The organism is uncultured Roseibium sp. (genome assembly GCF_963675095.2).
Classification (GTDB): Bacteria; Pseudomonadota; Alphaproteobacteria; order Rhizobiales; family Stappiaceae; genus Roseibium.
This window is the reverse complement of record NZ_CAXXSJ010000035.1, coordinates 1-25,043: the sequence shown is the minus strand read 5'-3', so window position 1 is coordinate 25,043 and position 25,043 is coordinate 1. Positions and strand designations below refer to the sequence as shown.

Here is a 25,043-nt window from a genome sequence, read left to right as displayed (position 1 = left end):
CGTTCTGGACACGAGCAGGAGATCAATGTCATGCGGCACTACAATAGCGTTTTTCATCAGGTTCAAAAGCTTGTTCCCTGGGGTGTGTTCGACAGACTGGTGGACAAGCACCGTGCTGATTACCGCGCGCGTAAACTGACGGCGAAGAGCCAGCTTCTAGCGCTGCTGTTTGGCCAGCTTTCCGGTGCGGTGAGCCTGCGGGAGATCGAGGCCGGACTGGCGAGCCAGCAGGCCCGGCTCTATCACGTCGGAGGGCGCTGTGTGGCGCGTGCGACGCTGGCCGATGCCAATGCCCGCCGGCCTGCGGCTCTGTTTGCCGATCTGTTTGCCCATATGGCGGCAAAGGCTGGTCGGCTTACCCGCCGTCACATAAGCGATGCTGTGCGCATTCTCGATGCGACGCGCGTTGAGGTCTCCTCCTTAAGCGGTGGATGGGCCGATATGGTCAGCGGGCATCGGGCGGTCAAGTTGCATGTCACCTACGATCCGCTGGCAGACGTTCCCGTGGAGCTGGCTATCACGGGTCAGAAGGTCACGGACCTCACTCCCGCAAAGGAGGTCGAGCCAGAACCGGGCATGACCTATGTCTTTGATCTGGCATATTATGACTTCGCCTGGTGGGCGGACCTCGACGCCAAGGGGGCTCGTTTTATCACCCGGCTCAAAGCCAATACCCATCTTGAAGTGCGCGCACAAAACGCTGTGCCGGAGCGAGGAGCAATCCTCTCCGACCGTATTGGCCTGTTGCCCCGACGCATGGCCCGCTCGCGCAAAAATCCCTTCCAGAATCCGGTGCGCGAGATCTTGGTGCGTATCTCTACCGGCAAGATCCTGCGTCTGGTGACCAACGATCTGGATGCTCCGGCCGAGGAAATCGCGGCCCTCTACAAGCAGCGCTGGCAGATCGAGCTGTTCTTCAAATGGATCAAGCAGAACCTGAAAATCCAACACTTCCTGGGCAACTCGGAAAATGCCGTGCGCATCCAGATCTTCGTGGCTCTTATCACCTATCTCCTGCTGCGCATGGCCCAGGCAGGTCAGAAGGCTGTCAAACAACCCATCGCATTCATCCGTCTCGTCCGCCTCAATCTCATGCACAGACGGCCCATCAGCAATCTCAAACAAACACAACAAAGACACCAAACTGACAACCGACAGATGTCTCTATTCCAGCCTGTGTTTTAAACCGGACAGCAGTGGGTCAAGCCATGGCATGACGGAGATGCCGGATCAGGAGGAAAGGGAGGGGGCGCCGACACGCAGGCCTCGTTAACACAAAAGCGCCCCCGGCCGGAGCCGGAGGCGCTGGTAGCGTTCGAATAGGGGTGCCGACGTGGGAACCTGGTTGGTCAGCCCGTCAGGAAAAAGTACCGCCTCAGGACTTGCCTTTGCGACCGGCAGTTTCCCGGTTCTTGATTGCTTCAACCTGAGAGCCGAAGGCGACGGGTGCCGCTTCGACCTTTTTCGGTTGCTTGGGTTTTCTCTTTTCGCGGTTGCCGCGCATTTGGCCCTTGGCCATTGACCGTTCCTTCCAGGGAGTATTACGCGGACTTCCAGAACGAAGCGGCGTCTGCGTTTTCGAGATTGTCTTCGGTCGTGACCCGTTCGTGGCGCTCGTTGTCGCTGCGAATACGGTACTGAAGCAGGTCGTTGCGCTCAGGCAGGGTCGCCACGACGCGGAACGTTTCAGCCGGACCGGTCGACTGCCGGCGCCAGCCGGTCATGCGGACCTGTTGTCCGATTGAGTATCGATGAAGTGCCATTTCAGATTTTCCTTGTGCGGGGTGAAGCCGCGGCCTTGGCAGATCTTGTCGCACCCAATAGGAGGTAGGTCAGATCTATGCCATAAGGCCCGCAGCGACGGAGTCGCTGCGATGGGGGGTACCGGGCGGCGGCGCAGTGTCGCTGCCTGCCGCCCGATAAGATCGTGGTTTGGATCCTGTCACGCCCTTTGCGGGGCGTGCCGGAGATCAGCCGGTTAAATCAGGCGGCCTGGAGGCCGGTCGCGTTAAAGCGGCCGCGGGCATCCTGCTCGACGCTGAAAGTCAGCTGCTGGCCTTCGACCACGGTTTCGATGCCGGCGCTCTGCAGGGCGCTGATGTGGACGAACACGTCCTTGGCACCGTCGTCAGGCGTGATGAAGCCAAAACCGCGCTGGCTGTCGAAGAATTTTACAGTTCCGTTTTTCATGATTTTTTCCGAATTAACGCACTTGCGGAGAAAAGGTTTTCTCCGCTTCCATTGCGATAAATTTTATGGATTTGTACAGATAATTCGATATTTTACGTCGAAGTAAACGCTGGTCCAAAATAATTTATGACGAATACATAGGTGGTATCGGGTAAATAATCCATCTTTATTTTTTGAAGAAAAAGTATTTTTGCGATTTTTTGCGTAAAAACTCTTTGAAAACAGGGCTGTTCCGGCCAAAAAAATAATTCAAATCTGAAAATAAAAACGCCTCCGGCTTTCACCGGAGGCGTGAGGTTCGCGGGGAAGTCGCGAAAGCCGTCGTGCTTATGCCTGCAGACGGGATCTGATTTCCTTGCGCAGCTCGTCGATCGGCGAGCGGGCGCGGCCTTTCTTCACGTGCCAGAAGGTCCAGCCGTTGCAGGCCTCCTGACCTTGCACCAGCGCGCCCACCTTGTGGATCGAGCCGGTGTGGTCGCCGGACTTGAGCGAACCGTCGGCGCGCACGATGGCCAGATGTTTGCCCTTGGAACAGGAAAGCTCGGTGCCCGGTTCAAGTAGACCGGATTCCAGCAGGGTGCCGAAAGGAATGCGCTTTTCCGCGCGCTTGCCCTTCTGCATTTCCAGCGAGACGCCGGAACCGGCCTCAATCGCTTCGATCCGCGCGGTGGCGGCGTCGATGTAATCCTGTTCCCGCTCCACGCCGACGAAATGCCGGCCGAGTTTCTTGGCGACGGCCCCGGTGGTGCCGGTGCCGAAGAACGGGTCGAGCACGATGTCGCCCGGCTGGGACGAGGCGGTCAGCACCCGGTAGAGCAGGGATTCCGGCTTCTGGGTCGGATGCACCTTCTGCCCCGCGTCGTCCTTCAGCCGTTCCGCACCGGTGCACAGCGGCAGGTGCCAGTCGGAGCGCATTTGCAGATCATCGTTGAACACCTTCAACGCGTCATAGTTGAAGGTCGGCTTGGAGTCCTTCGACTTCGTCGCCCAGATGATCGTCTCATGGGCGTTGGTGAAGCGCTTGCCGCGGAAGTTCGGCATCGGGTTCGACTTCAGCCAGACGATGTCGTTCATGATCCAGAAGCCGAGATCCTGCAGGATCGCGCCGACGCGGAAGATGTTGTGATAGGAGCCGATCACATAGATCGAGCCGTTGTCGGTCATCACGCGGCGCACGGCCATGAGCCAGGCGCGGGTGAAGGCGTCATAGGCCTCGAAGCTTTCGAACTGATCCCAGTGATCGTCGCAGGCATCGACCTTGGACTGGTCGGGCCGGTGCAGATCGCCGCCGAGCTGAAGATTGTAGGGCGGATCGGCAAAGACCAGATCCACCGACTTCGAAGGCAGCTTCTCAAGGGCGGCAACACAGTCGCCCTTCAGGATCGTGTCGAGCCAGGCGGCATCGCCGGCCGGCTGATGGGACGGGTGGGGTGCCACGGCGGACACCCCGGTACGCAGTACTCTCATTGCGACGCAATACCTCACGCAATTTCGAGTGTCATGGTTACCGGGTTTGGTAAATCAGCGGTTAAATCGCGAAAAAGAAAAATACCGTAATTTCAATAGTTTGTTTACACTGGTAAAAGCTTTACGAGAGGTTAATCGACTGTCCCGACGGAAAAGGCCAGAATTCTGCTGATTTCGTTCAGGTTGTGGCCGGAGGCGGCTTTCCATTCGTTAAATGCGGCCTGGATCGCGGCCAGATTTTTTTTCGACAGGGCATCGTTTTCGATGACGCCTTCACGGATCAGGGCATTAACCACGTCCTTCGACAGGATGAAACTCTCCTTGCCCATGAAGCGCAGCGCATACTGCCCGGTGTTGCCACCGAGCCGGCTGCCGCGTTTCTTCAGAAGCTCCATCAGCCCGGTCTGGTCGGTCACTGGATAATCGGCGAAGAAGGCGGCCGCACTGCCGTGCTCCTTGGCGAGGTCGCAGATGAACCGGGCATTGTCCGCAACGGAGCGGATCTTGCCGCCGTTGCGCACGATGCGCGTGTCCGACGCCAGCTGATCGTAGAATTCATCCGGCTGGAAGGCGAGGAACGCCGGGTCGAAACCGTGGAAGGCTTCCTCGAACCCGTCCCACTTGGCATCGATCACCTTCCAGTTGAACCCCGCCTGGAAGATGCAGCGGGTGAACATGGCAAGCCACCGGTCGTCGCCGACCTCGCGCAGCTCCGCTGGCGTCTTCGGCTGATGACCGCTGAGCAGGTCCGCAAGACCCTCCGCCCCGCCCTTGCGGGCTCTGGCGAGGTCTTCGATCTGGCTGAATAAACGCATGTGGGCCCTCCCTGAAAGCAACAGAATAGCAGCCTGCCAGGCTTGCCATCCAGAGGTGTTTCTCTTCCCCTGCTTGTCATCCCGGTTTGACGCGTCAGCGGCAAGACCGGGATCCAGTACTCCGTGTGGCCCGCGATCGGAAAAGATGGCTGGCGCTCCAGATTACTGTTGGGGTGGACGGCCCCTACGGCATCGATGTGCCAGAATGAGGTTGTTAAAGATCTCAAACGATGGAGCCGTCCATGAAGAATATTAGCCGCGTTGGAATGGATACGTCCAAGTCTGTTTTTCAATTGCATGGTGTGGATGCTGGGGACCATCCGGTGTTGAGCAAGAAGCTTCGCCGTCGTCAGGTTCTCGACTTTTTTTGCCGGGTTGCCTCCGGCGCAGGTGGGCCTTGAGGCCTGTGGAGCCTCGCATTATTGGGCTCGGGAGTTACGGAAGTTGGGGCATGAGGTCGCGCTGATCCCGCCGCAATACGTCAAGCCCTATGTGCAGCGGAGCAAATCGGACGCGGCGGACGCGGAAGCGATCTGCGAGGCGATGAGCCGTCCGAAGCTGGCCCGGACCTTCGTGCCGGTGAAAAGTCCAGAGCAGCAAGCTGCGCAGATGCTGGCGAAGCTGCGAGGGCAATTCCTTGGCCGGCGTACGCAGCTTTCCAATTCGATCCGCGGCTTTGCGGCAGAGTTCGGTCTGGTTGCCCCGAAGGGCCTGTTCCAGCTTGACCGGCTTGTCGAGCGGATCCGCGCGGACGAGACGCTGCCGGAGATGGCACGGGATATGTTCGAAAACGCTGGTCCGTGACTACGCGCGAGTGGACAAGGAGATAGCCGATCTCAACGCAAAACTGCGAGAGCTTCACCGTGCCGATGAACTCAAGCCAGCGGCTGGCCGGCATCCCGGGCATTGGTCCGGTTGGTGCGACCCTGCTGGCGATCAAGGTGAGCAACGCGCATGCCTTCAAATCGGGGCGCGATTTTTCTGCCTGGCTCGGCCTGACGCCGAAAAACCATTCCACGGCAGGCAAGAACCGGCTCGGTGTGATCACCCGCGCCGGGGACGAGATGCTGCGCGCCACCCTGGTTGCCGGCGCAAGCGCCGTTCTGCTGCAGTGCCGGCAGGGGAGGATCAAAACGCCCTGGCCCTGGTTGGAGAAACTGTGTCGTCACAAGCCGCACAAGCTGGCTGCCGTCGCGCTCGCCAACAAGCTGGCGCGCATCGCCTGGAAGCTGATGGTCAGCGGCGAAACCTATCACCCGCAGTCACCGCAAGAGCAACCGGGACTCGCCTGACGATCGACAAAACACTTGCCCCGGCCAAAGACAGGCTGGCGCGACAGAGGAACTTGCAAGGGAAGATGAGAAGGTGTGTTCGGTCGAACCGAGGCGGATGGGAAATACCGTGGGATCCAGTGGCGGCTTCAAGGCCGATATCGCTGTACTGTTTGGATCCCATCCGCTGCGGAACCCATCTTGGCCAGCGGCAAAACGGCCGCAAAGCAGGCCGTACATATGACCGCAAGCGATCCGGAACACCTGCCAACTTCAACCTTGCAACCACGGGGCCGTCCACATATGGATCCCAGCCTTCGCTGGGATGACAATGGAGTGTATGCGACTGCCGTGCCTTTACACGGCAGTCGAGATAGAAATCCAAAAAATTCTTCCGTCCGTGAAAATTTTTTCAAAATTCCGTGGCAGGGTCATTGACGGGACAAGCGAACATGCGATCCTGAGCCCACAACGATAACAACAAGGAGACGGTCTTGTCCGACACATCCGGCTATTTCAGAGCCCCGGTGACGCGCCCGGTGGAACTGGCGCCTGCCCATGCCATTGAAGCTTTCACGGACGCGGGCAAGGCGGTCGACCGGCTGATCGAGATCTTCGAGGCCAACACGGAATTCCTGCGCACTGCGTTCTATCGGCATCTGGAAGGTGAACCGCTGCAGGGCCGCGTTCGGGCGTTTTATCCGCAGGTGCAGATCTCCACCGAAAGTCACGCCCGCCTCGACAGCCGTCTCTCCTACGGCTTCGTCTCGCGCCCCGGTGTTCATGCCACGACCGTAACCCGCCCGGACCTGTTCCGCTCCTATCTGACTGACCAGATCGATCTGCTGCTACGCAACCACGACCGGCCGGTGATGATTGGCGATTCCGAGATCCCGATCCCGCTGCATTTCGCGTTCTACGACGGCACCCATGTGGAGGGCGGGGCGGCAGCCGCCAACTTGGACCGGCCGCTGGCCGACGTCTTCGATCTGCCGGACCTGTCCTTGATGGACGATGCCATTGCCAACGGCACCTACGAGCCGACCGACGGTATCCTGCCGCTCGCTTCTTTCACGGCACCGCGGGTGGATTATTCCCTGCACCGGCTGCAGCACTACACGGCGACGGCGGCCGAGCATTTCCAGAACTATGTGCTCTTCACCAACTACCAGTTCTATATCGACGAATTCTGCCGCATGTCGCACCAGCTGCTGGCCGATCCGGACAGCGGCTACGAGGCCTTCGTCGAGCCGGGCAACCTGATCACCCGCGCCGGAGAAACCGCGCCGTCATCCGGGGCGGAGCTTTCCAAACTGCCACAGATGCCGGCTTACCACCTCAAGCGCAAGGGAAGTGCGGGAATTACCATGGTCAACATCGGCGTCGGCCCGTCCAACGCCAAGACCATCACCGACCATATCGCGGTGCTTCGGCCCCACGCCTGGCTGATGCTCGGCCACTGCGCGGGTCTCAGGAACAGCCAGACGCTGGGCGACTACGTGCTGGCCCACGGCTATGTGCGCGAGGACAATGTGCTCAACCAAGATCTTCCCGTGTGGGTGCCGATCCCGCCGTTGGCGGAGGTGCAGGTGGCGCTGGAGGACGCGGTGGCGGAGATCACCGGCTACGACGGCTACGAGCTGAAGCGGGTGATGCGCACCGGCACCGTCGCCTCCATCGACAACCGCAACTGGGAGCTTTGGAACCAGAGCGACCTGGTCAAGCGCTTCTCGCAGTCGCGCGCGATCGCGCTGGACATGGAATCGGCCACCATCGCCGCCAACGGCTTTCGCTTCCGCGTGCCCTACGGCACGCTTCTGTGCGTCTCCGACAAGCCGCTCCACGGCGAACTGAAACTCCCCGGCATGGCGACCGATTTCTACAAGCGCCAGGTCGCCCAGCACCTGGAAATCGGCATCCGCGCCCTGGAAAAGCTCCGCGGCATGCCGAGCGATCGCCTGCATTCCCGCAAACTCCGAAGCTTCGCCGAGACGGCGTTTCAGTAGGGGGAAGGGGGCGGAGGCGCATTCGACCCGCCGTCGTTGGCCACACGCTCCAAGTAACCTTTCTCAATGGGCTACAACATTCACACATTTCATTTCCACTCCAGCCGCACCGGGTGGATCGGGATGTGTGGCGAGGTGGATTGGATCACCCGGACTTCGCCGTGTGATGACGCAGTGTGTTTGGGTAAGCCTTGCCATTCCCCCGGTGTCATTGCACGGCGAAGTCCGGGCAATCCACTCTCATCGGGCAAATGGCAGGGAGGGCGAAGATGTTTGAATCCAGTAGACCACAGGGAGAGGGAGTTTTGGCACAGCCTCGCCACTCGCACAGTTGTCATCCCCGACAAGCGAAGCGCGATCGGGGATCCAGTACCCCGTGTCCTATCCTTTCAAACAACAGGCCTCACGGAATACTGTTGGGGTGGACGGCCCCTACGGCATCGATGTGCCAGAATGAGGTTGTTAAAGATCTCAAACGATGGAGCCGTCCATGAACAATATTAGCCGCGTTGGAATGGATACGTCCAATTCTGTTTTTCAATTGCATGGTGTGGATGCTGGGGACCATCCGGTGTTGAGCAAGAAGCTTCGCCGTCGTCAGGTTCTCGACTTTTTTGCCGGGTTGCCTCCGGCGCAGGTGGGCCTTGAGGCCTGTGGAGCCTCGCATTATTGGGCTCGGGAGTTACGGAAGTTGGGGCATGAGGTCGCGCTGATCCCGCCGCAATACGTCAAGCCCTATGTGCAGCGGAGCAAATCGGACGCGGCGGACGCGGAAGCGATCTGCGAGGCGATGAGCCGTCCGAAGCTGGCCCGGACCTTCGTGCCGGTGAAAAGTCCAGAGCAGCAAGCTGCGCAGATGCTGGCGAAGCTGCGAGGGCAATTCCTTGGCCGGCGTACGCAGCTTTCCAATTCGATCCGCGGCTTTGCGGCAGAGTTCGGTCTGGTTGCCCCGAAGGGCCTGTTCCAGCTTGACCGGCTTGTCGAGCGGATCCGCGCGGACGAGACGCTGCCGGAGATGGCACGGGATATGTTCGAAACGCTGGTCCGTGACTACGCGCGAGTGGACAAGGAGATAGCCGATCTCAACGCAAAACTGCGAGAGCTTCACCGTGCCGATGAACTCAGCCAGCGGCTGGCCGGCATCCCGGGCATTGGTCCGGTTGGTGCGACCCTGCTGGCGATCAAGGTGAGCAACGCGCATGCCTTCAAATCGGGGCGCGATTTTTCTGCCTGGCTCGGCCTGACGCCGAAAAACCATTCCACGGCAGGCAAGAACCGGCTCGGTGTGATCACCCGCGCCGGGGACGAGATGCTGCGCGCCACCCTGGTTGCCGGCGCAAGCGCCGTTCTGCTGCAGTGCCGGCAGGGGAGGATCAAAACGCCCTGGCCCTGGTTGGAGAAACTGTGTCGTCACAAGCCGCACAAGCTGGCTGCCGTCGCGCTCGCCAACAAGCTGGCGCGCATCGCCTGGAAGCTGATGGTCAGCGGCGAAACCTATCACCCGCAGTCACCGCAAGAGCAACCGGGACTCGCCTGACGATCGACAAAACACTTGCCCCGGCCAAAGACAGGCTGGCGCGACAGAGGAACTTGCAAGGGAAGATGAGAAGGTGTGTTCGGTCGAACCGAGGCGGATGGGAAATACCGTGGGATCCAGTGGCGGCTTCAAGGCCGATATCGCTGTACTGTTTGGATCCCATCCGCTGCGGAACCCATCTTGGCCAGCGGCAAAACGGCCGCAAAGCAGGCCGTACATATGACCGCAAGCGATCCGGAACACCTGCCAACTTCAACCTTGCAACCACGGGGCCGTCCACATATGGGTCCCGGCTCTCCGCTTCGCTGCGGCCAGCGGACGCCACGCTGGCCGACGGTTCTTACCAACCGGGGATGACTCGGCGCTCCGCTCGCTCCCATTCACACCCAACTCACCAAACTAAACAAGCCGGGTGCCTCGATAGACAGGGATGACAGCCGCGGGGTGGGGCACCCCCCCACATCCACGCATGGCTGGCTTGCAGGAAGATAGTTTGCAATGCCAATTATTTTGAGGCACACTTATTCGCATGATCTCAAATGCATCCTCTCCCAAGGCCCTCTTCGGCTTTCAGTTCGTCACGCTCTCGCGCCGCTGGCGCAAGGTGATCCATGCGGAACTGGCCGCCACCGGCCTGACCGACGCCACCTGGACCCCGCTCGTCTATCTCGACGCGGGCGGTGACGGCATCACCCAGAAAGCCCTGGCCGAACTCGTGGGGCTCGACACATCCACGCTGGTGCGCCTGCTCGACATTCTGTCTGAGCGCAAACTGATTGAACGTCAGGTCGACCCGAACGACCGGCGCGCGCGCCTCATCGTCCTGACCAAGGCCGGCCGGGTGGAAGTCGCCCGGATCAAGGCGCAGCTCATCGCGGTCGAAGCGGAACTGCTCTCCGGCCTGGATGAAACGGAAGTGGCGGTGATGCTGCGGGCCTTCTCGAAAATCTCCAACAAGGTCGAGGCGGCTTTGGTTGAGACCGCCCTGGGCGAGGCGTCCCCTGCGGAGGCAGCAGAATGACCGCCAGGTTGTCCGCATACGGGTTCGATCCCGCACGTCTGGCGTTTGCCTTTCGCACCGCCATCGCCGCCTCCATCGCCTTCGTCCTCGGCTGGCTGATCGGGCTGGAGCATCCGCAGTGGGCGGCCATGACCGTCTGGGCGGCCTCCCAGCCCACGCGCGGCCAGCTTTGGGAAAAGAGCCTGTTCCGCGTGCTCGGCTCCATCGTCGGCACGGCGGTGGGCATCGGCCTCGTGGTCGCCATGCAGATCCATCCGGCGCTGCTGATCGTCGGCCTGGCAACCTGGGTCGGCGCCTGCACCTGGGTCGGCAACCTGCAGCGCGGCTTTGCCGCCTATGGCACCGTGCTCGCCGGCTACACAGCGGCCATGGTGTCGCTGCTGGACGCCGCCCATCCGGACCACGTCCTGAGCCTCGGCGCCGATCGTCTCGCCACGGTCCTGACCGGCGTTGCCGTCGCCACCCTGATCGGCTCGCTGTTTGCCCCGGCCATGGAAACCGGTCGCCTGCGTCAGCGCGTTCAGGACCTGCTCGGTGAAATGCTTGCCCATGCGGCACGGACGGCGCAGGTGCCGGACGAACGCGGCCGCTTGCTGGCGGAACTCGCCGCGGTCGAGGAAAGCCTCGATCCACATGGCGCCGGCTCGCTCCGCAGCCGCCAGACGATCCGCTCGACCCGCGCGCTCCTGATAGCCGCGACACCGCTTCTGCTCTGGACCCACGGGGATCGCCAGCCCGCCGGCTTCCGCGAGTTTCTCGCCGACGCCGCCGCCGCGATCGCCGGAAAAGACCTGGCCGCCGCACGCCGGGCACTGAAATCCGCCGCCGCCCTGGACGGCGTCTCGCCCCGCTTCATCGACACGCTGCAGGCGCTGGAAAGCGCCCTCGACGCCTGGCACGAAGGCCCGGAACCGGCGAAGGCGAAACCCGCCCGCAGGATTCTGCACCGGGACTGGGTCGGCGCGCGCGAAGCGGGCCTCCGGGCCTTCGGGGCCCTTATGGTCTTCGGCATTCTCTGGCTTGCCACCGGCTGGAGCGTTGGCGCCTTCATGCTGCTCGGCCTGTCGGTGATGATCTCGCTGTTTTCCACCTTCGAGAACCCGTCGCAGATGATGCGCTCCGTCTTTGTCGGCCAGCTCCTGGGCGTCGCAGGCGCGCTGGCGCTGCGCTGGCTCGTCTGGCCCTGTGCGCAGGCCGAATGGCAGATGATCGGGCTCACCCTGCCGTTCATCCTGATCGGCCCGCTCCTGATCGGCCACAACAGGACCGTCGCCGTCAGCTTCGACTACAATATGGTGCTGATGCTCATGTCCCAGCCGCACTGGCCGCTGACCGGCACCTTCGACGCCTCGCTGGCCGCAGGCCTTGCGGTCGTCGCCGCGCCGCTCGCCGCCATGCTCGCCTATCTGACGATCTACCCGGCCAATCTGAGGCGCCGGATCGACACGGTGCGCGAGGCGATGCTGCACGACCTGCACGATCTGGCCGCCGATCCGAAGGCGCTCGACCACCGCCTGCACTGGCAGGCCCGGCTCTATCACCGCACCCTGCGCCTGATCCGCCTGTCCGGCCGCTCCGCAAGGGCTCAGGGGGAAGCGGAAGGCGCGGCCCTTGCCGTGCTTAATCTTGGCCACACGGCCATGTGGTGCCACCGCATCAGCCGGGACGAGACCAGGCCCGCCGCCGAGCGCCGCTTTGCCCGCTCGCTGCTCGCCCGCCTGTCCCAGAACGCGCTGAAGCCCGCCCGTGCCCGCAGCATCCTGTCCCGCCACGGCATCCGCCGCCCCGGTCCGGAAGCGGCCCTTTTCCGCGATGCGCTCGCCGGGCTGGAAACCCTGTCCGGCCTCCCGCAAAAAGCGGCGTGACTGGACGGTCGGCTGGCGCCCATTGCCGTTCGGCTTAGAGACACGCGATGGCCTCCCCACTTGTCATCCCGGTTTGGCGCGGTAGCGGCAAGACCGGGATCCAGTACCCCGTGTGGCCGGCGAGTGGAAAAGACAGCAGATTCAATAGATTACTGGATCCCAGCCTTCGCTGGGATGACAACACACTCTTGGGTCAAGCGGATTGCCACAGTCAGTCAAACTTAAACCGGACAGCCGGCGCCCGGAGATCTCCGGTTTACCGGCGAATGTGTTGAAAACCCGGGCTTATCCGCTTGTATTCCTCTCCCCCCTTGAGGGGGAGATGTCTCCGTCAGGAGACAGAGGGGGGTATAAGCCTCTCGGAAAATTCGGCTTTCAGAAAATGCGGCACCGTTTCACCCCCCTCTGTCGGCTCACGCCGACATCTCCCCCTCAAGGGGGGAGACGGGAGGGAGCGGAACTGTTTTTCGTATCCGCTTTAATTCGGAGCAGGAAAACCCGCGATATGTCAAACGCTTGTCGAAAGAATTCGTAAGTAGACCGGACAGCCGGCCGGCGCCCATTGCTGTCCGGCTTAGAGACACGCGATGGTCTCCCCGCTTGTCATCCCGGTTTGGCGCGGTAGCGGCAAGACCGGGATCCAGTACTCCGTGTGGCCGGCGAGTGGAAAAGAAAGCAGATTCAATAGATTACTGGATCCCAGCCTTCGCTGGGATGACAACAAACGCTCAGATCAAGCGGATTGCCATATTCAGTCGAACTTAGGCCGATCAGCCGGCCGGCGCCCGGAGACCTCCGGACGCCGGGCGCATTCTCCTCATCAGTGCATGATGTAATAGAGGATCGCCGTCTCGCAGTGGCTGTCGGCGTAGATGTCAACCACCGACAGGCGCTCCGACCAGCGGTCGATGATCTCGGCGGCACATTCGTTGCGCATGCTTTCGATCGCCATGCGATAGGTCAGGTTGTCGTTGGCATAGTTGGTCGCGGCATGGATCTCGCCGAACCTCTGGTACATGGTCTCCATCCTGGCGAGCACCGTGTCGCGCACGTCAAAGGCATAGTCGCGGTTGTCGATCACGTCCTGCCGGGTGCCGAGGATCGAGATATGACCGGGCAAGAGCATATCGAAATCGTAATCCAGCAGCGTGTCGAACACCGTCAGATAACGCCCGAAATCGGCCGTCGCGCCGAAATTCATGAACGGCACCTCGCCCGGCGTGATCGTGTCGATCGCGATCAGGAACTTGAGCTGCGGCAGGTAGGCGATCACGTCCTCGTCCTCGGAATGGTAGGACGTCGCGTCGAGCCGGATGTCGACCCCGCCGGGCTTGAGTTCCAGATGGTCCTCGAAGGTGCGCGTCGGCGCCATCACGCCCGCATAGCCATCGCCTTCCAGACTGTCGGCAACGGAGCGGGACGTGATGACCTCGAGCCCCGGCACCCCGGCGAAGACACCCGCGCCGCCGATGTGGTCGGCGTGGTCGTGGCTGTAGATCAGCGTGGTGATCTTTTTGCCCGATGCGTTCTGCGCAATCGCCGCCGGCAGCCGGTCGGCGAAGCTCGGCGGCGCGTCGAACACGACGATGCCGTCGTCCGTCACCAGAAACGCCGACTGGTAGATGCCGTCCGTGACGTAGAACAGCCCCGGCTTGACCTCCTGTACGGCGAGGCCGGTCTCCGGATCGAGCGTGGGCTTGCGCGCCACCGTCTTTGCCAGTTCCGGCGCGAAATTGCCGAAATAGCTCGGGCTCGTCGGGTCCATGCTGACCGTATCGGCCGTGTGGCCCTTGAGGGTGTTGCCGGGATTGGTTGCAGTTTTGGTTTCAGTCTGGGCGGCGGCGCTCATGGCAAGCCCGGAAACGATCGCCGCGATCGTCCAGGCGGCAAGCCGTGTGGTGATGAGTTTCATTGGTCCTGGTCCTCTTCGAAAGTGCGGTGTCGCAACCTTTCTGCGACCCGGCGGCAAAATGACCGCGGACCCTCCTTTCGCCCATGGTCGCCAGTTCCAAAAGCATTTGTGATCGTCTAATCTGCCCTCATGTCGGCGATTTTGAACATGCTGGAAGGGACACGGGCGCGCGATGCGTTTGCCCTGAGAGCAAGCATGTCCGCGCCGTGGTCGATCCTTGTTGAACCGGAATCGCCCCTGACCCTGCTTGCGGGGGTGAAGTCGACGTTCTGGCTGCTTTCCGGTGATAGTGGGGCCGACGCCAGTGCCCCCGTCGAAATCCGCCCCCGGCGATATCGCGATCACCCGCGCCGAAACCCGCTACATCATCGCCGACACGCCGGATCGCGCGCCCACGGTGACGATCTTCCGCGGCCAGGACTGTCGCGACAAGGACGGCAATTCGGTCAGCGAACGCATGCTCCACGGCGTGCGCACCTGGGGCAACGATCCCGCCGGCGACACCGTCTTCGCTGTGGCGGCCTACGAGAACCTCAGCCGCACCAGCGACCGGCTCAACGCCGTCCTGCCGCCGGTCCTGGTGATCACCCGCGAGGAGTGGCGCTCGCCGCTGGTGGACCTCCTGTGCGAGGAAATGATCCGCGACGAGGACGGCCAGGCCGCCGTGCTCGACCGGCTGGTCGACCTTCTTCTGACATCGGCGCTGAAGGCCTGGGCCTCCCGGCCCGACACCGCCTCCGCGCCCGACTGGAAATCAGACGGCGACCCTGTCGTCACCCGCGCGCTCAAGCTCCTCTATGCCGAACCGGCCCGCCCCTGGACCATCGAGAGCCTGTCGGACCGCTGCCACGTGTCGCGCGCCACGCTCGCCCGCCGCTTCCGCGAGGTCGTCGGCGAACCGCCGATCACCTTCCTCACCAACCACCGCATGGCACTCGCCGCCGACCTCCTCCAGCACCGCGGCCAGACCCTGGCCACCATCGCCGCCCAGGTCGGCTACACCGACCCGTTTGCCTTCAGCGTCGCGTTCAAGCGGAACCGGGGCAGTAGCCCGAGTGATTTTAGGGCTGCGGCGGCGGGGGGATGATGGGGGGACTGAGAGAGGAGGGAGGGTGTAGTCGCGGAAATGCAAAAACAAAAGCTGTGTCAGTATCAAGGCCGAACAAGGAAGTAAGTTTTAAGTAGTGGATGAAGGCGAAAACACGCTTTCATTTCGGTTGTATGCTAATTTAGAATACCTTCTCGAATTGAATTTTGAGGCCATAGTTCGTTGGTTTTGAAATGTAGTTCAATATTTGGCTTTAAAATCGTGATGAACGAAGACTTTAAAAAAATAAAATCAAAGAAATTGAGTTCGCTTATTTTCTATTTTCGATTTCTCACTTGTCGGCGAAGATAGATGAGCAGTCACTTCCCCACTGTCGATTTTGCAAAAATCCGCCCCGCTCAACGGCCGCCAAGCAGACGGTTTTGAGGAGCTTGTTTGTCAGCTAGCTGCTCTCGAAAAGCGACCGAATAACGCCGAGTACTTTCGCAAAGGAAAAGGGCGCGATGCGGGATTGGAGTGTTTCGTTAGGTTTGCTGACGGCGCTGAACACGGTTGGCAAGTAAAGTATTCTTGGTCTTTTGATGCAAATCTAAAGCGTAGCCTCAATAAATCCTTAGAAGCTGCGATCAAAAAGCATCCAAATCTAGAAGTGATTACGGTATGCTTACCTTTTGATCTTTCTGACGCACGTGGGGCAAAACAAACACCGCTCGCAGAATTCATCGAATGGCGAGACAGTTGGGTTGCCGAAGTTGGAAAAGAGGGGCGTCATCTTGATATTAGGTACTGGGGTCAAGCGCAACTTCTGGAACGTCTAACTTCCGATGACCCCAATCGCTCAGGTCGTATTCTTTATTGGTTTGACACTACAATACTTGCACTAGATTGGTTTAAGGAGCAGTTTGAACGAACCCTATTTTCGTTAGGCGCACGCTACACACAAGAGACTAACGTAGACGTTCCTGCAAGGCGGTCGCTATTAGGGCTCTCACGGAATCCTGAATTATTACGGGAACTTGCGGCTAAACGGAAATCTGTCCGAGATGCTGCAAATGATATGCTCCGTTCTTGCAATCTCGATGAAGCGCAAAAAAGCGCTTTTCAGCAAATAGCTGTAGCTTTCGATGCTGTTGAAGACCTTGCCGGAGCAGAATGGCCAACAGAGAAGTGGTTGCAAGAAGCTAAAGTAGCGTTGGAAATATGTGAACAATTCTTTCATTCTTACCTAAGGCAAAAATGGCAATCAGAGGAAGATTCATCCTGTGAACAACCCAGCGAAAACATGGGATCCGCATCCCGTCGAGCTGCGGAAATTTTCAGCTCACTTGTAGAGTTTCTGTCTGATAAAGTTTGGAATCTTGCTTCAGCTTCTTCAGTTCTTGTAACTGGAGAGGCCGGGGCAGGTAAGTCACATTTGATAGCGGATGCATGTGCAGCGCAAATAGAAAAAAGTCGCCCCGCTCTAATTTTTCTTGGTGGTACACTTCAAGACAAAGAAATATGGCCACAAATTTTAGAGCAATTGGGATTACCGCATAGCTATACGCGTGACACTTTCTTAGGTGCGCTAGATGCTGCTGGAGAAGCTGCTGGCGTTCGGGCGCTGCTTTGCATCGATGCTATCAACGAACGCCACGGAAGAGACATATGGCCGGATCGCCTCGCTATGTTTCTCCATGATGTTTCTAGATTTCGAAATATTGCTCTCGTTTTGTCGTGCCGGTCTACTTATCTTCCGATTTTAGTGCCGCCACAAATAGATGAGACACAGCTTCCTCGGCTTGAGCATCGAGGTTTTTCAAATCGAGATGCGCGAAACTATCTTAAACTTCGCGGGATATTTCTTCCTGACCATCCGTTTTTAGAAGACGAGCTTCGTAATCCGCTTTTTCTTAAGACGTGTTGTGACGCGCTTGACCATAAGAACGAAAAGCGTTTTCCCAAAGGTCTACGTGGCGTAACAGCGGTGTTTGACATGTTCCGCTCTGCGGTCTGCGATATGCTTGAGCGTAAACTACGATTAAATCCGCGGCGCCAAATTCCAGATCGTGCAATTAAAGCACTGGCGAGCGAAATTCGCGATACTAAAGACCCTTATATTGCCTTTGGGCGCGCTGAGGAGATCGTGGACGCCATATACGCTAACCAGGGAAATTTGGCTGGAGATCTTCTATTCCATCTGGAAAGTGAAGGCGTGCTTGCAATAGAACCGCTACTAGCGGAGGGGCAAAGACAGGACTACGTGCGTTTTACGTTTGAGCGGTTTGGCGAACATGTTGCAGCGTCAGCGATCCTCGATGACACGTTGGATAATGCCACTTTAGATACACTGGATGCTGAAACTCCGCTCGTTCAAGCATGCGTTTCAAAGGAAACCCCTTGGGGTGTTCTTGACGCATTGGCGGTGCAGCTACCAGAACGTACTGGAGCAGAATTACCAGACCTAATCGGTCAATTTTCCAGTAGGTGGATTGTTTTAAGATCTGTTTCGCCTGCGACAGTTAGCGTCCGCGCCCCCCAAAGTGTTACGGAACGAACTCTGGAGCTACTCGAAAAACATCATGGTGAGAGTGCTCCTATTGATATTCGCGTGCGCCTATCGCTTGATGCGTCAAGTCATTTTGACGCGCATGAGCTACATCGGAATCTCATTGCGAAGCCGATGGCCGAAAGAGACGCTCAATGGTCAATCTATGTTGCTCTTAATACAGATGACAATATTGAACACAGTAACTCTCCGCTGAATGACCTAATTGATTGGGCGCTCGAGACCCGTCGCGATGAATTAGATCCAAAAACTGCGGAATTGGCAGCAATAACTCTGACGTGGTGCTTAACGACTTCAAGCCGAAGTGCTCGTGACCGCGCAACAAAGGCACTGATTGCGCTGTTAGACGCCCAACCTTTGGTCGGAGTAAAGCTATTTAACATTTTCGATAAAGTTGACGATCCCTATGTTGGTGAGCGACTAGCCGCAGCTATATACGGTGCTGCCCTTCAATCCGCATGGGATGATTTTCAACTATCGGAATTGGCGCAAGAGGTAGTCGGTCTATTCTTTGTTCACGGTCGACTCCCACTTGATATTCTTTGGCGAGACCACCTTTCCTCGTTATTGAGTTTAGCAAATGCTAGAGGCTGTAAATTAGACATCTCCGAAAGTATTTCGACAGAACCGCCTTTTGAGAGTACTTGGCCTCTTGAGTACGTCCCTGACCAAAAAATCGCTGACTATACAAGAACATATCGCAACGGCTACGTATCAACTGACGAGATAGTATCGTCAACGGGCGAACATGGGGATTTTGCGAGATATATTATTAAGAATGTTATCGGCGGTTGGGCTGCGGCTCCTCGGGGGACCGAATCTCTGCCGACAGATGAAGACATGTATTGGATTTGGAAAGCCGAATTCGACACATATGCAACCCCTGAAATGCGGGACCTTCACGATCAGATTAACGATCTCCGGGCGAAGGACAATGCGTGGGCATATGCGGGAGGAGAAACTGCTGAGCGCTATAAAAAGTTAGAAGCACAGTTCGAGGAAGTTTTAGGGACTGATCGATTTGAACGATATCGTACTATGGCGAACCAATGGCGACCTGGTTCCAAGCGCTGGAGTACGAAGTATCCGGCGGAATTCAATTTTCCTTGGGCGCGGCGATGGGTTTGCATGCGCGCACACGAACTGGGGTGGAGCGAAAATCTACACGGACAATTCGACTCTTATTGTGGGCATGGCCGACAGAGCCACAGGCAAGAGCGAATTGGAAAAAAATATCAATGGATTGCTCTTAGAGAGCTAATGGCTCGAATATCAGACAACTGTTCGGCTGCAAATGGTGAATGGATCGAGCAATATGCTGAGACAATTAGGAGCCTTCGCGATATTGACCCCTCCCATTTGATAGATGGAAGTTCTGATTGGGGATGGGCCTCTTTTGAGGATACAACTTTTTGGATGCCAGCCGTCCTCAAACCGGCAGCAATGCCGATTCAGCAGGCAAGTGACTGGTTGAGGAGTGATGCTGATTTCCTCAATACCCGCACATTAATAGAACTTGCCCCCGATAGCGAAAATCGTCTCTGGTTACCCTTGTGCAGTTTTCAGCACTTTCGCCGTTCCGGCACGACGCAAGAGACGTCAAACGTTAGCCGTACGACTTGGATGCGGCTGAATTGCTTAGTGGTTCATGAAGATAATGTGGACGACGCTATCGACCATTTAAAAGGTAAAATATTGCTCGATTCGTATGCACTTGGGCTAAGTGATGACCGCGCCTCAGAGGTATTTCTGGGTGAGCACGGTTGGCGCAATTCTTCTCATTTAGGGTGGACTCAATACTGGGGGGGAGCTTGGAATAGTCCAGCTCCAGTTGAGGCTCGGGGCACAACAGTTAAGTTTTTACAGGAGTCTGGTCATTATGATTTGAGCCTACGCCAAAATATTTCAGTTGAACTTCCTGCTCCGTGGCTGATGAATATTCTCAATCTTAAACTAGTGGACGGTCGAGACGTAATTTATGCGAACAATGAGAATAAAATAATTTACTTCGATCCATCTATTAGATTTGAAGGGCCGAGTACTGCGCTTATTGCCAGAGAAACTTTTATATCAATGTGCGTTAAAGAACGCATCCGACCGATATGGGTAGTTGGAGGTGCTAAGGAAGTCTACGTCGAAAGCGGAGAGGAATTTGGTAGGAGGAGCTTTACGACGATATGGACTATGGAAGCGGAAAAAATAGTATGCATGGCCCGTGCTTTCGAAAAGGAAGGTCGCCTTGCTTGATGTGATTGGCATCTAAATGGCTAGTTTTTTGTGGCAGTTCCATGAAAGTAACAATTTCTCCTTCCCCCCTCACTCATGCCTTAACGCCTCGATCGGATCCAGCCGTGCCGCCCGCCGTGCCGGGAAGAACCCGAACAGGATGCCGACGGCCGCCGAAAAGGCGAAGGCGATGATGACGATTTTCCAGTCGAGCATGAAGGGGATGTTCATGGTGCTGGAGGCGAGCAGCGCCAGGCCGAGGCCGCCGAGGATGCCGACGATGCCGCCGAACATGGACAGCACCACCGCCTCCACCAGGAACTGCATCAGCACCTGGGAGGCCTGGGCGCCGATGGCAAGCCGGATGCCGATTTCCCGTGTGCGTTCGGTGACCGAGACCAGCATGATGTTCATGATGCCGATGCCGCCGACGAGCAGGCTGACGCCGGCGACCGCGCCCAGAAGCGCGGTCATCATGGCGGTGGTGGAGGTCAGCGTCTGGGCGATCTGCTTCATGTCGCGCACGCTGAAATCGTCTTCCTCGTTGCCGGTGATGCCGCGCCGCTCGCGCAGCAGGCGCTCGATGTTGCCCTGGACCTTGGAGGTCTCCACGTCGTCCTTGGCCGAGACATAGATGGTGGAAATGTTGGTGTTGCCGGCGATGCGCCGCTGAAAGGTGCGCAGCGGCATCAGGACGACGTCGTCCTGGTCGGTGCCGAAGCTCGACTGGCCCTTGGCCTGCAGGGTGCCGATCACCTCGCAGGAGACCTTGTTCACCCGCACCCGCTGGCCGATGGGGAAGATCGGGCCGAACAGTTCCTCGCGCACCGTCTGGCCGATCAGGCAGACCGCCCGGCCGCTGCGGACCTCGCCGCCCAGGAACTGCCGTCCCGAGGCGATGGTCCAGTCCTGGGCGATGAAGAAGTCGTTGTCGCTGCCGATGACGGTGGACGAGCGGCTTTCCGTGCCGACGATGACCGTGCCGGAGGTCTGGGCGACCGGGGCGACCGCCTTGACCCCGCGCAACTGGGCGCGAAGGGCCTCGACGTCCCTGGCGTTGAAGGCCTTGGCCTCCGCGCTGGAGCGCCCCGGTCCGAACTGGCCGGGGCGGACGAACAGCAGGTTGCTGCCGAGCTTGGAAAGGTCTTCGGCGACCTTGCTCGTGGTGCCGTTGCCGATGGTGACCATGGCGATCACCGCGCCGACGCCGATGACGATGCCGAGCACGGTCAGGAACGAGCGGAGCGCGTTGCGCCGGAGCGCCTGGAGGGCGAGGCGGAAGGTTTCCCAAAGCATCAGGCGGGCTCCGCCTGGTGGCCGTCGGTCTTGATCTTGCCGTCCTGGAAGCGGACGATCCGGTGGGCATAGGCGGCCATGTCCGGCTCGTGGGTCACCATGATGACGGTGATGCCTTCCTCCTCGTTGAGCGCCTTCAAAAGCTCCATGATTTCCAGGCTCGTCTTGGTGTCGAGGTTGCCGGTCGGCTCGTCCGCCAGAAGCACCTTGGGCGAGGTGACGATGGCGCGGGCAACGGCCACCCGCTGCTGCTGGCCGCCGGAGAGCTCGGCGGGGAAGTGATGCTCGCGGCCCTTGAGACCGACGTGGGCCAGCGCGCGCATGGCAAGCCGGCGCCGCTCGGCCGACTTGGTGCCGCGATAGATCAGCGGCAGTTCCACGTTCTCCACCGCGGAGGAGCGGGCGAGCAGGTTGAAGCCCTGAAAGACGAAGCCGAGATAATGCCGGCGCAGCAGAGCGCGCTGGTCGCGGGAAAGCTTGCCGACGTCCACGGTCTTGAACAGATAGGTGCCGCTGGTCGGCGTATCGAGACAGCCGAGGATGTTCATCGCCGTCGACTTACCCGAGCCGGACGAGCCCATGATGGCGACGAATTCGCCCTCGCGGATCGTCAGGTCGATGCCGTCGAGCGCGCGCACCTCCGCCATGCCGGTGCCGTAGATCTTGGCGACGGTCTTCAGCCGCATCACCGGCTGGCCAAGGGGAGGGGTAGAGTTGAGGTTAGGGGCGTCCATTACCGTCGCCTCAGCTGGAAGACTGGGCGTCGACGATGATCCTGTCGCCGGCGGCAATGTCGCCCTTGACGATCCGGGTCCGGCTGCCATCCGTGATGCCGATGGTGACCATGACCGGCACCGCCTTGCCGTCGCGCAGCACCCAGATCTCGCGCTCGTTGCCGATCGGCTCCGGCCGGCTCGCCTGGGAAAAGCGGGGCGGGTGCGGCATCAGCTTTTGGATGAAGTTGCGGTTGTCCTTCGGCGCATTGGCGCTCGGCGGAATGTAGCGCAGGGCCTCGTTGGAAACGGTCAGAACGCCGTCTTCCTCCTGCACCTTGATTTCCGCCGTCGCGGTCATGCCCGGGCGAAGCAGCAGTTCGGAATTGTCGGTGGTCAGCACCGCCTTGTAGGTGACCACGCCCTGAACGATTTCCGAGCCGAAGCGCAGTTCGCGGATCACCGCGTCGAAATGGCGGGACGGATAGGCATCCACGGTGAAGACGGCGGTCTGGCCTTCTTTCACCTTGCCCACGTCGGCCTCGTCGACATCAACCTGCACTTCCATCTTCTTCAGGTCTTCCGCGATGGTGAACAGCACAGGCGCCTGCAGCGAGGCGGCGACCACCTGGCCCGGATCCACGTCGCGGCTCAGCACCACGCCGTCGATCGGCGAGCAGATGCAGGATTTCTTCAGGTCGGTTTCGTGAAGCCTCAGTTCGGCGCGGGCGGCGGTCACGTCGGCCTTGGCGCTTTCCAGGGCAGCCAGCGCCCGGTCCTGGGCGGCCCGCGCCGTCTGAAGTTCAAGCATGGAAATGATCTTGCGTTCCTCGAGCGAGACCTTGCGCTTGTAGTCCTCTTCCTTCTCCACCACGGTGGCTTCGGCTTCCGTCACCCGGGCAAGGGCCGCGTTCAGCTTGGCCTTGGAGCTTTCCACGGTTGCCTTCAGCTTGTCCGTATCCAGTTCGGCCAGCTTCTGCCCCACCTTGACCTGCGAATTGTAATCCACGTCGACGGTGCGCACGATGCCGGACAGCTCGCTGGAAATCTCCACCTGGTTGGTCGGCTCCACCGTCCCGGTCGCCGTTACCAGAACGACGATGTCGCCTGTGGTGGCCGCATCGGTGGTGTAGCTCAGCCCGTCGGTCTTGTCCCCGGCGCCGAGATACCGGTAGCCGCCGAAGCCGACCCCGGCCACGATCGCGAGGAGCACCGCCCACTTGACGACCCGCTTCGCCCGGCTGCCCGCCGTGGGCGTGACGCCCAGAACGGTCTCGATATCGTCGCTGGAACCGGTTTGGCTATTCTTGTCGAGCATGGCGCCGTCCGCTGTTGGTCTTGCCGCAAGGATATAGGCATCGGTGCCCGCGGCGGCCATGAGTTTAGTCAAACAATATTGCAGCGCGAAGGAGCAGCGGCCAAAGGGCGGCACTCGGTCGCGGGTGTGTGCGGGGCAAGGCCGCGCCTCTTGCTCCCGTCTCCACCCTTGAGGGGGAGATGTCACCGCAGGTGACAGAGGGGGGTAACAGCGGTGGCGCCATATTCAGAAGCTTCGGATTGCCGGGAGGCCGTTCACCCCCCTCTGTCCGTTGACACGGACATCTCCCCCCCAAGGGGGGAGAGAGGTGCAAGCGGCAGGGCCCTGCCACTCTCGGCAGCACTCCCATCAATTAAAAAACGCGGCCGCCGATGGCAGCCGCGTCGAAATCTCTCGATGAAAACGGAAGCTTTCCGCTCACTCGGCTTCGTCGGCCGATTCTGCCTGGAGCAGGCCGTAGCGTTCGATGCCGATCTTTTCCAGGAGTTCCAGCTGGGTTTCCAGGAAGTCGATGTGGCCTTCCTCGTCGGAGAGCAGCTTCTCGAACAGCTGCATGGAGACGTAGTCGCCTTCCTCGCGGCAGATTTCGCGGGACTTGGCGTAGGATTCGCGGGCGTCGTATTCGCCGGCGAGATCGCATTCCAGAACTTCCTTGATGTTCTGGCCGATGCGCAGCGACGAGATCTTCTGCAGGTTCGGGTGGCCTTCCAGGAAGATGATGCGGTCGACCAGCTTGTCGGCGTGTTCCATCTCCTCGATCGATTCGGCGCGTTCCTTCTTCGCCAGCTTCCCATAGCCCCAGTCGGCCAGAAGCCGGTAGTGCAGCCAGTACTGGTTGATAGCTCCCAGTTCGAGGAACAGGGCTTCATTCAGCCGGTCGATAACTTTCTGATTGCCTTTCATGGCGATGGCCTCTCCGGTTCGAGCTCGTTGGTCTGTAGTTTAGAATAATTCTACTTTTTTTGTCCAGCACAAGACTCCGATCGGCGGAAAAAAGCCTGTGCAATCTAGGGTCAGGACCCATTAATTTTGCTCATTCTGTTTGCCAGGGAGGGGTGGAATGGGCGTGAGAGCGAGTGCAGGACAGGTTATTCCTATCCAAGCTCGATTTTGCGGTCAGGCCGACCCTCCCTGGTAAACCCGAAGGGCGGGGCGTCTTTGCCTCCTGACGGCGTTAGAGATCCTTGAAAACCAAATGGTTTCCGGCGGCTCTCTGCCTTGTCAGCAGACAAAGTCACTCCCGCAGAATGTGTAAAATTAATGGGTCCTGACCCTAAGATACTACCCGGTTAAGTGACCTAACGGAAGTGCGGGCCGTGGCTCCAGCAGGTCAGGGAATAACGGGTGCCGCGCGAGACCGGGACGACCCGGTGCAGCATGAAGCTGGCGAACAGGGTGGCCGAGCCCAGGTCCCGGGGCGAGACCTTCGCCGTTCCGCCCAGCGAAATCTCAAGCTCGCCGCCCTCGTAAGCGTCCGGTTCCGACAGCTGGGTGACGATGGTCAGCTTGCGGTACCGGGCGATCGGGCCGTCGCCGATATCCGAATGCCAGTCGTAATGGCCTTCGTCCGTTTCGTCATAGGCGGCGACCTGGAGCCGCTCCTTGAATTCGGTAATGTCGAACGAAAACGTGTCCCGGTTGGCGCGCGCCACCGCATCGACGATCCGGTCCATCACCCAGCCCGCCGTCCCCTGGTCGTCCAGCCAGGAAATCTCGGCGCGGCGGATGTTGTCGTGGCGCGTGCCGCCCACCAGTCCGCCCCGTTTCTGGCGGCCGTCCTCGCTGAGCCGGATGATCTCCGTCGCCTCGG

General features: G+C 59.4%; 18 protein-coding genes and 1 pseudogene. 8 read left to right on the top strand and 11 right to left on the bottom strand.

Annotated elements, in window-relative coordinates:
• The first annotated feature begins 30 nt into the window (after positions 1-30).
• Positions 31-1,185, top strand: a complete 1,155-nt coding sequence (locus ABIN98_RS13875; protein WP_346910821.1) for an IS4 family transposase — start codon at positions 31-33, stop codon at positions 1,183-1,185.
• A gap of 190 nt (positions 1,186-1,375) precedes the next feature.
• On the opposite strand, the gene ABIN98_RS13870 is transcribed toward ABIN98_RS13875, so the two are convergent.
• The 5 genes from ABIN98_RS13870 to ABIN98_RS13850 form a co-directional block, all read right to left on the bottom strand.
• Positions 1,376-1,519, bottom strand: a complete 144-nt coding sequence (locus tag ABIN98_RS13870; RefSeq protein WP_346910819.1) for a hypothetical protein — start codon at positions 1,517-1,519, stop codon at positions 1,376-1,378.
• Positions 1,520-1,541: 22 nt separating this feature from the next.
• A complete protein-coding gene (locus ABIN98_RS13865) occupies positions 1,542-1,763 on the bottom strand; it encodes a hypothetical protein (RefSeq protein WP_346910818.1) in 222 nt (73 codons plus the stop codon).
• A gap of 220 nt (positions 1,764-1,983) precedes the next feature.
• Positions 1,984-2,190, bottom strand: coding sequence for a cold-shock protein (locus tag ABIN98_RS13860; protein WP_394701501.1), 207 nt, complete (start codon positions 2,188-2,190; stop codon positions 1,984-1,986).
• Positions 2,191-2,517: 327 nt separating this feature from the next.
• Positions 2,518-3,657 carry a site-specific DNA-methyltransferase gene (locus ABIN98_RS13855; RefSeq protein WP_346910816.1) on the bottom strand — a complete coding sequence of 380 codons (1,140 nt, stop codon included), beginning with the start codon at positions 3,655-3,657 and terminating at the stop codon, positions 2,518-2,520.
• A gap of 131 nt (positions 3,658-3,788) precedes the next feature.
• On the bottom strand, positions 3,789-4,472 hold the full coding sequence (locus ABIN98_RS13850) for a DNA-3-methyladenine glycosylase I (RefSeq protein WP_346910815.1): 684 nt from the start codon (positions 4,470-4,472) through the stop codon (positions 3,789-3,791).
• Positions 4,473-4,714: 242 nt separating this feature from the next.
• On the opposite strand from ABIN98_RS13850, the pseudogene ABIN98_RS13845 reads away from it, so the two are divergent.
• From ABIN98_RS13845 to ABIN98_RS13825, 5 genes and pseudogenes are all read left to right on the top strand, one after another.
• A pseudogene (locus tag ABIN98_RS13845) lies at positions 4,715-5,764 on the top strand (IS110 family transposase).
• A gap of 506 nt (positions 5,765-6,270) precedes the next feature.
• On the top strand, positions 6,271-7,749 hold the full coding sequence (locus tag ABIN98_RS13840) for an AMP nucleosidase (RefSeq protein WP_346910880.1): 1,479 nt from the start codon (positions 6,271-6,273) through the stop codon (positions 7,747-7,749).
• Between the two features lie 490 nt (positions 7,750-8,239).
• On the top strand, positions 8,240-9,286 hold the full coding sequence (locus ABIN98_RS13835) for an IS110 family transposase (RefSeq protein ID WP_346910813.1): 1,047 nt from the start codon (positions 8,240-8,242) through the stop codon (positions 9,284-9,286).
• Positions 9,287-9,815: 529 nt separating this feature from the next.
• On the top strand, positions 9,816-10,307 hold the full coding sequence (locus tag ABIN98_RS13830) for a MarR family winged helix-turn-helix transcriptional regulator (RefSeq protein ID WP_346910811.1): 492 nt from the start codon (positions 9,816-9,818) through the stop codon (positions 10,305-10,307).
• Positions 10,304-12,172 (top strand): FUSC family protein, encoded by a 1,869-nt coding sequence (locus ABIN98_RS13825; protein ID WP_346910809.1) that lies wholly within the window; start codon positions 10,304-10,306, stop codon positions 12,170-12,172. Before ABIN98_RS13830 ends, ABIN98_RS13825 begins: the two co-directional genes overlap by 4 nt.
• An 820-nt stretch (positions 12,173-12,992) precedes the next feature.
• On the opposite strand, the gene ABIN98_RS13820 is transcribed toward ABIN98_RS13825, so the two are convergent.
• Complete coding sequence (locus ABIN98_RS13820; RefSeq protein WP_346910808.1) at positions 12,993-14,084, bottom strand: MBL fold metallo-hydrolase; 1,092 nt, start codon at positions 14,082-14,084, stop codon at positions 12,993-12,995.
• 304 nt (positions 14,085-14,388) lie between these two features.
• On the opposite strand from ABIN98_RS13820, the gene ABIN98_RS13815 reads away from it, so the two are divergent.
• Together ABIN98_RS13815 and ABIN98_RS13810 are read left to right on the top strand one after the other, a co-directional pair.
• A complete protein-coding gene (locus ABIN98_RS13815; RefSeq protein WP_346910806.1) occupies positions 14,389-15,171 on the top strand; it encodes an AraC family transcriptional regulator in 783 nt (260 codons plus the stop codon).
• A gap of 340 nt (positions 15,172-15,511) precedes the next feature.
• Positions 15,512-19,927: an ATP-binding protein gene (locus ABIN98_RS13810; protein WP_346910805.1), complete on the top strand. Its 4,416-nt coding sequence runs from the start codon at positions 15,512-15,514 to the stop codon at positions 19,925-19,927.
• 69 nt (positions 19,928-19,996) lie between these two features.
• On the opposite strand, the gene ABIN98_RS13805 is transcribed toward ABIN98_RS13810, so the two are convergent.
• The 5 genes from ABIN98_RS13805 to ABIN98_RS13785 form a co-directional block, all read right to left on the bottom strand.
• Positions 19,997-21,202, bottom strand: coding sequence for an ABC transporter permease (locus tag ABIN98_RS13805; protein ID WP_346910803.1), 1,206 nt, complete (start codon positions 21,200-21,202; stop codon positions 19,997-19,999).
• On the bottom strand, positions 21,202-21,888 hold the full coding sequence (locus tag ABIN98_RS13800; protein ID WP_394701502.1) for an ABC transporter ATP-binding protein: 687 nt from the start codon (positions 21,886-21,888) through the stop codon (positions 21,202-21,204). Before ABIN98_RS13800 ends, ABIN98_RS13805 begins: the two co-directional genes overlap by 1 nt.
• Positions 21,889-21,946: 58 nt before the next feature.
• Positions 21,947-23,293, bottom strand: coding sequence for an efflux RND transporter periplasmic adaptor subunit (locus tag ABIN98_RS13795; RefSeq protein WP_346910799.1), 1,347 nt, complete (start codon positions 23,291-23,293; stop codon positions 21,947-21,949).
• A 357-nt stretch (positions 23,294-23,650) separates the two neighbouring features.
• A complete protein-coding gene (bfr, locus tag ABIN98_RS13790; RefSeq protein ID WP_346910797.1) occupies positions 23,651-24,136 on the bottom strand; it encodes a bacterioferritin in 486 nt (161 codons plus the stop codon).
• A gap of 395 nt (positions 24,137-24,531) precedes the next feature.
• The coding region (locus ABIN98_RS13785; RefSeq protein WP_346910795.1) for a 2OG-Fe(II) oxygenase at positions 24,532-25,043 on the bottom strand (512 nt) is incomplete at its 5' end.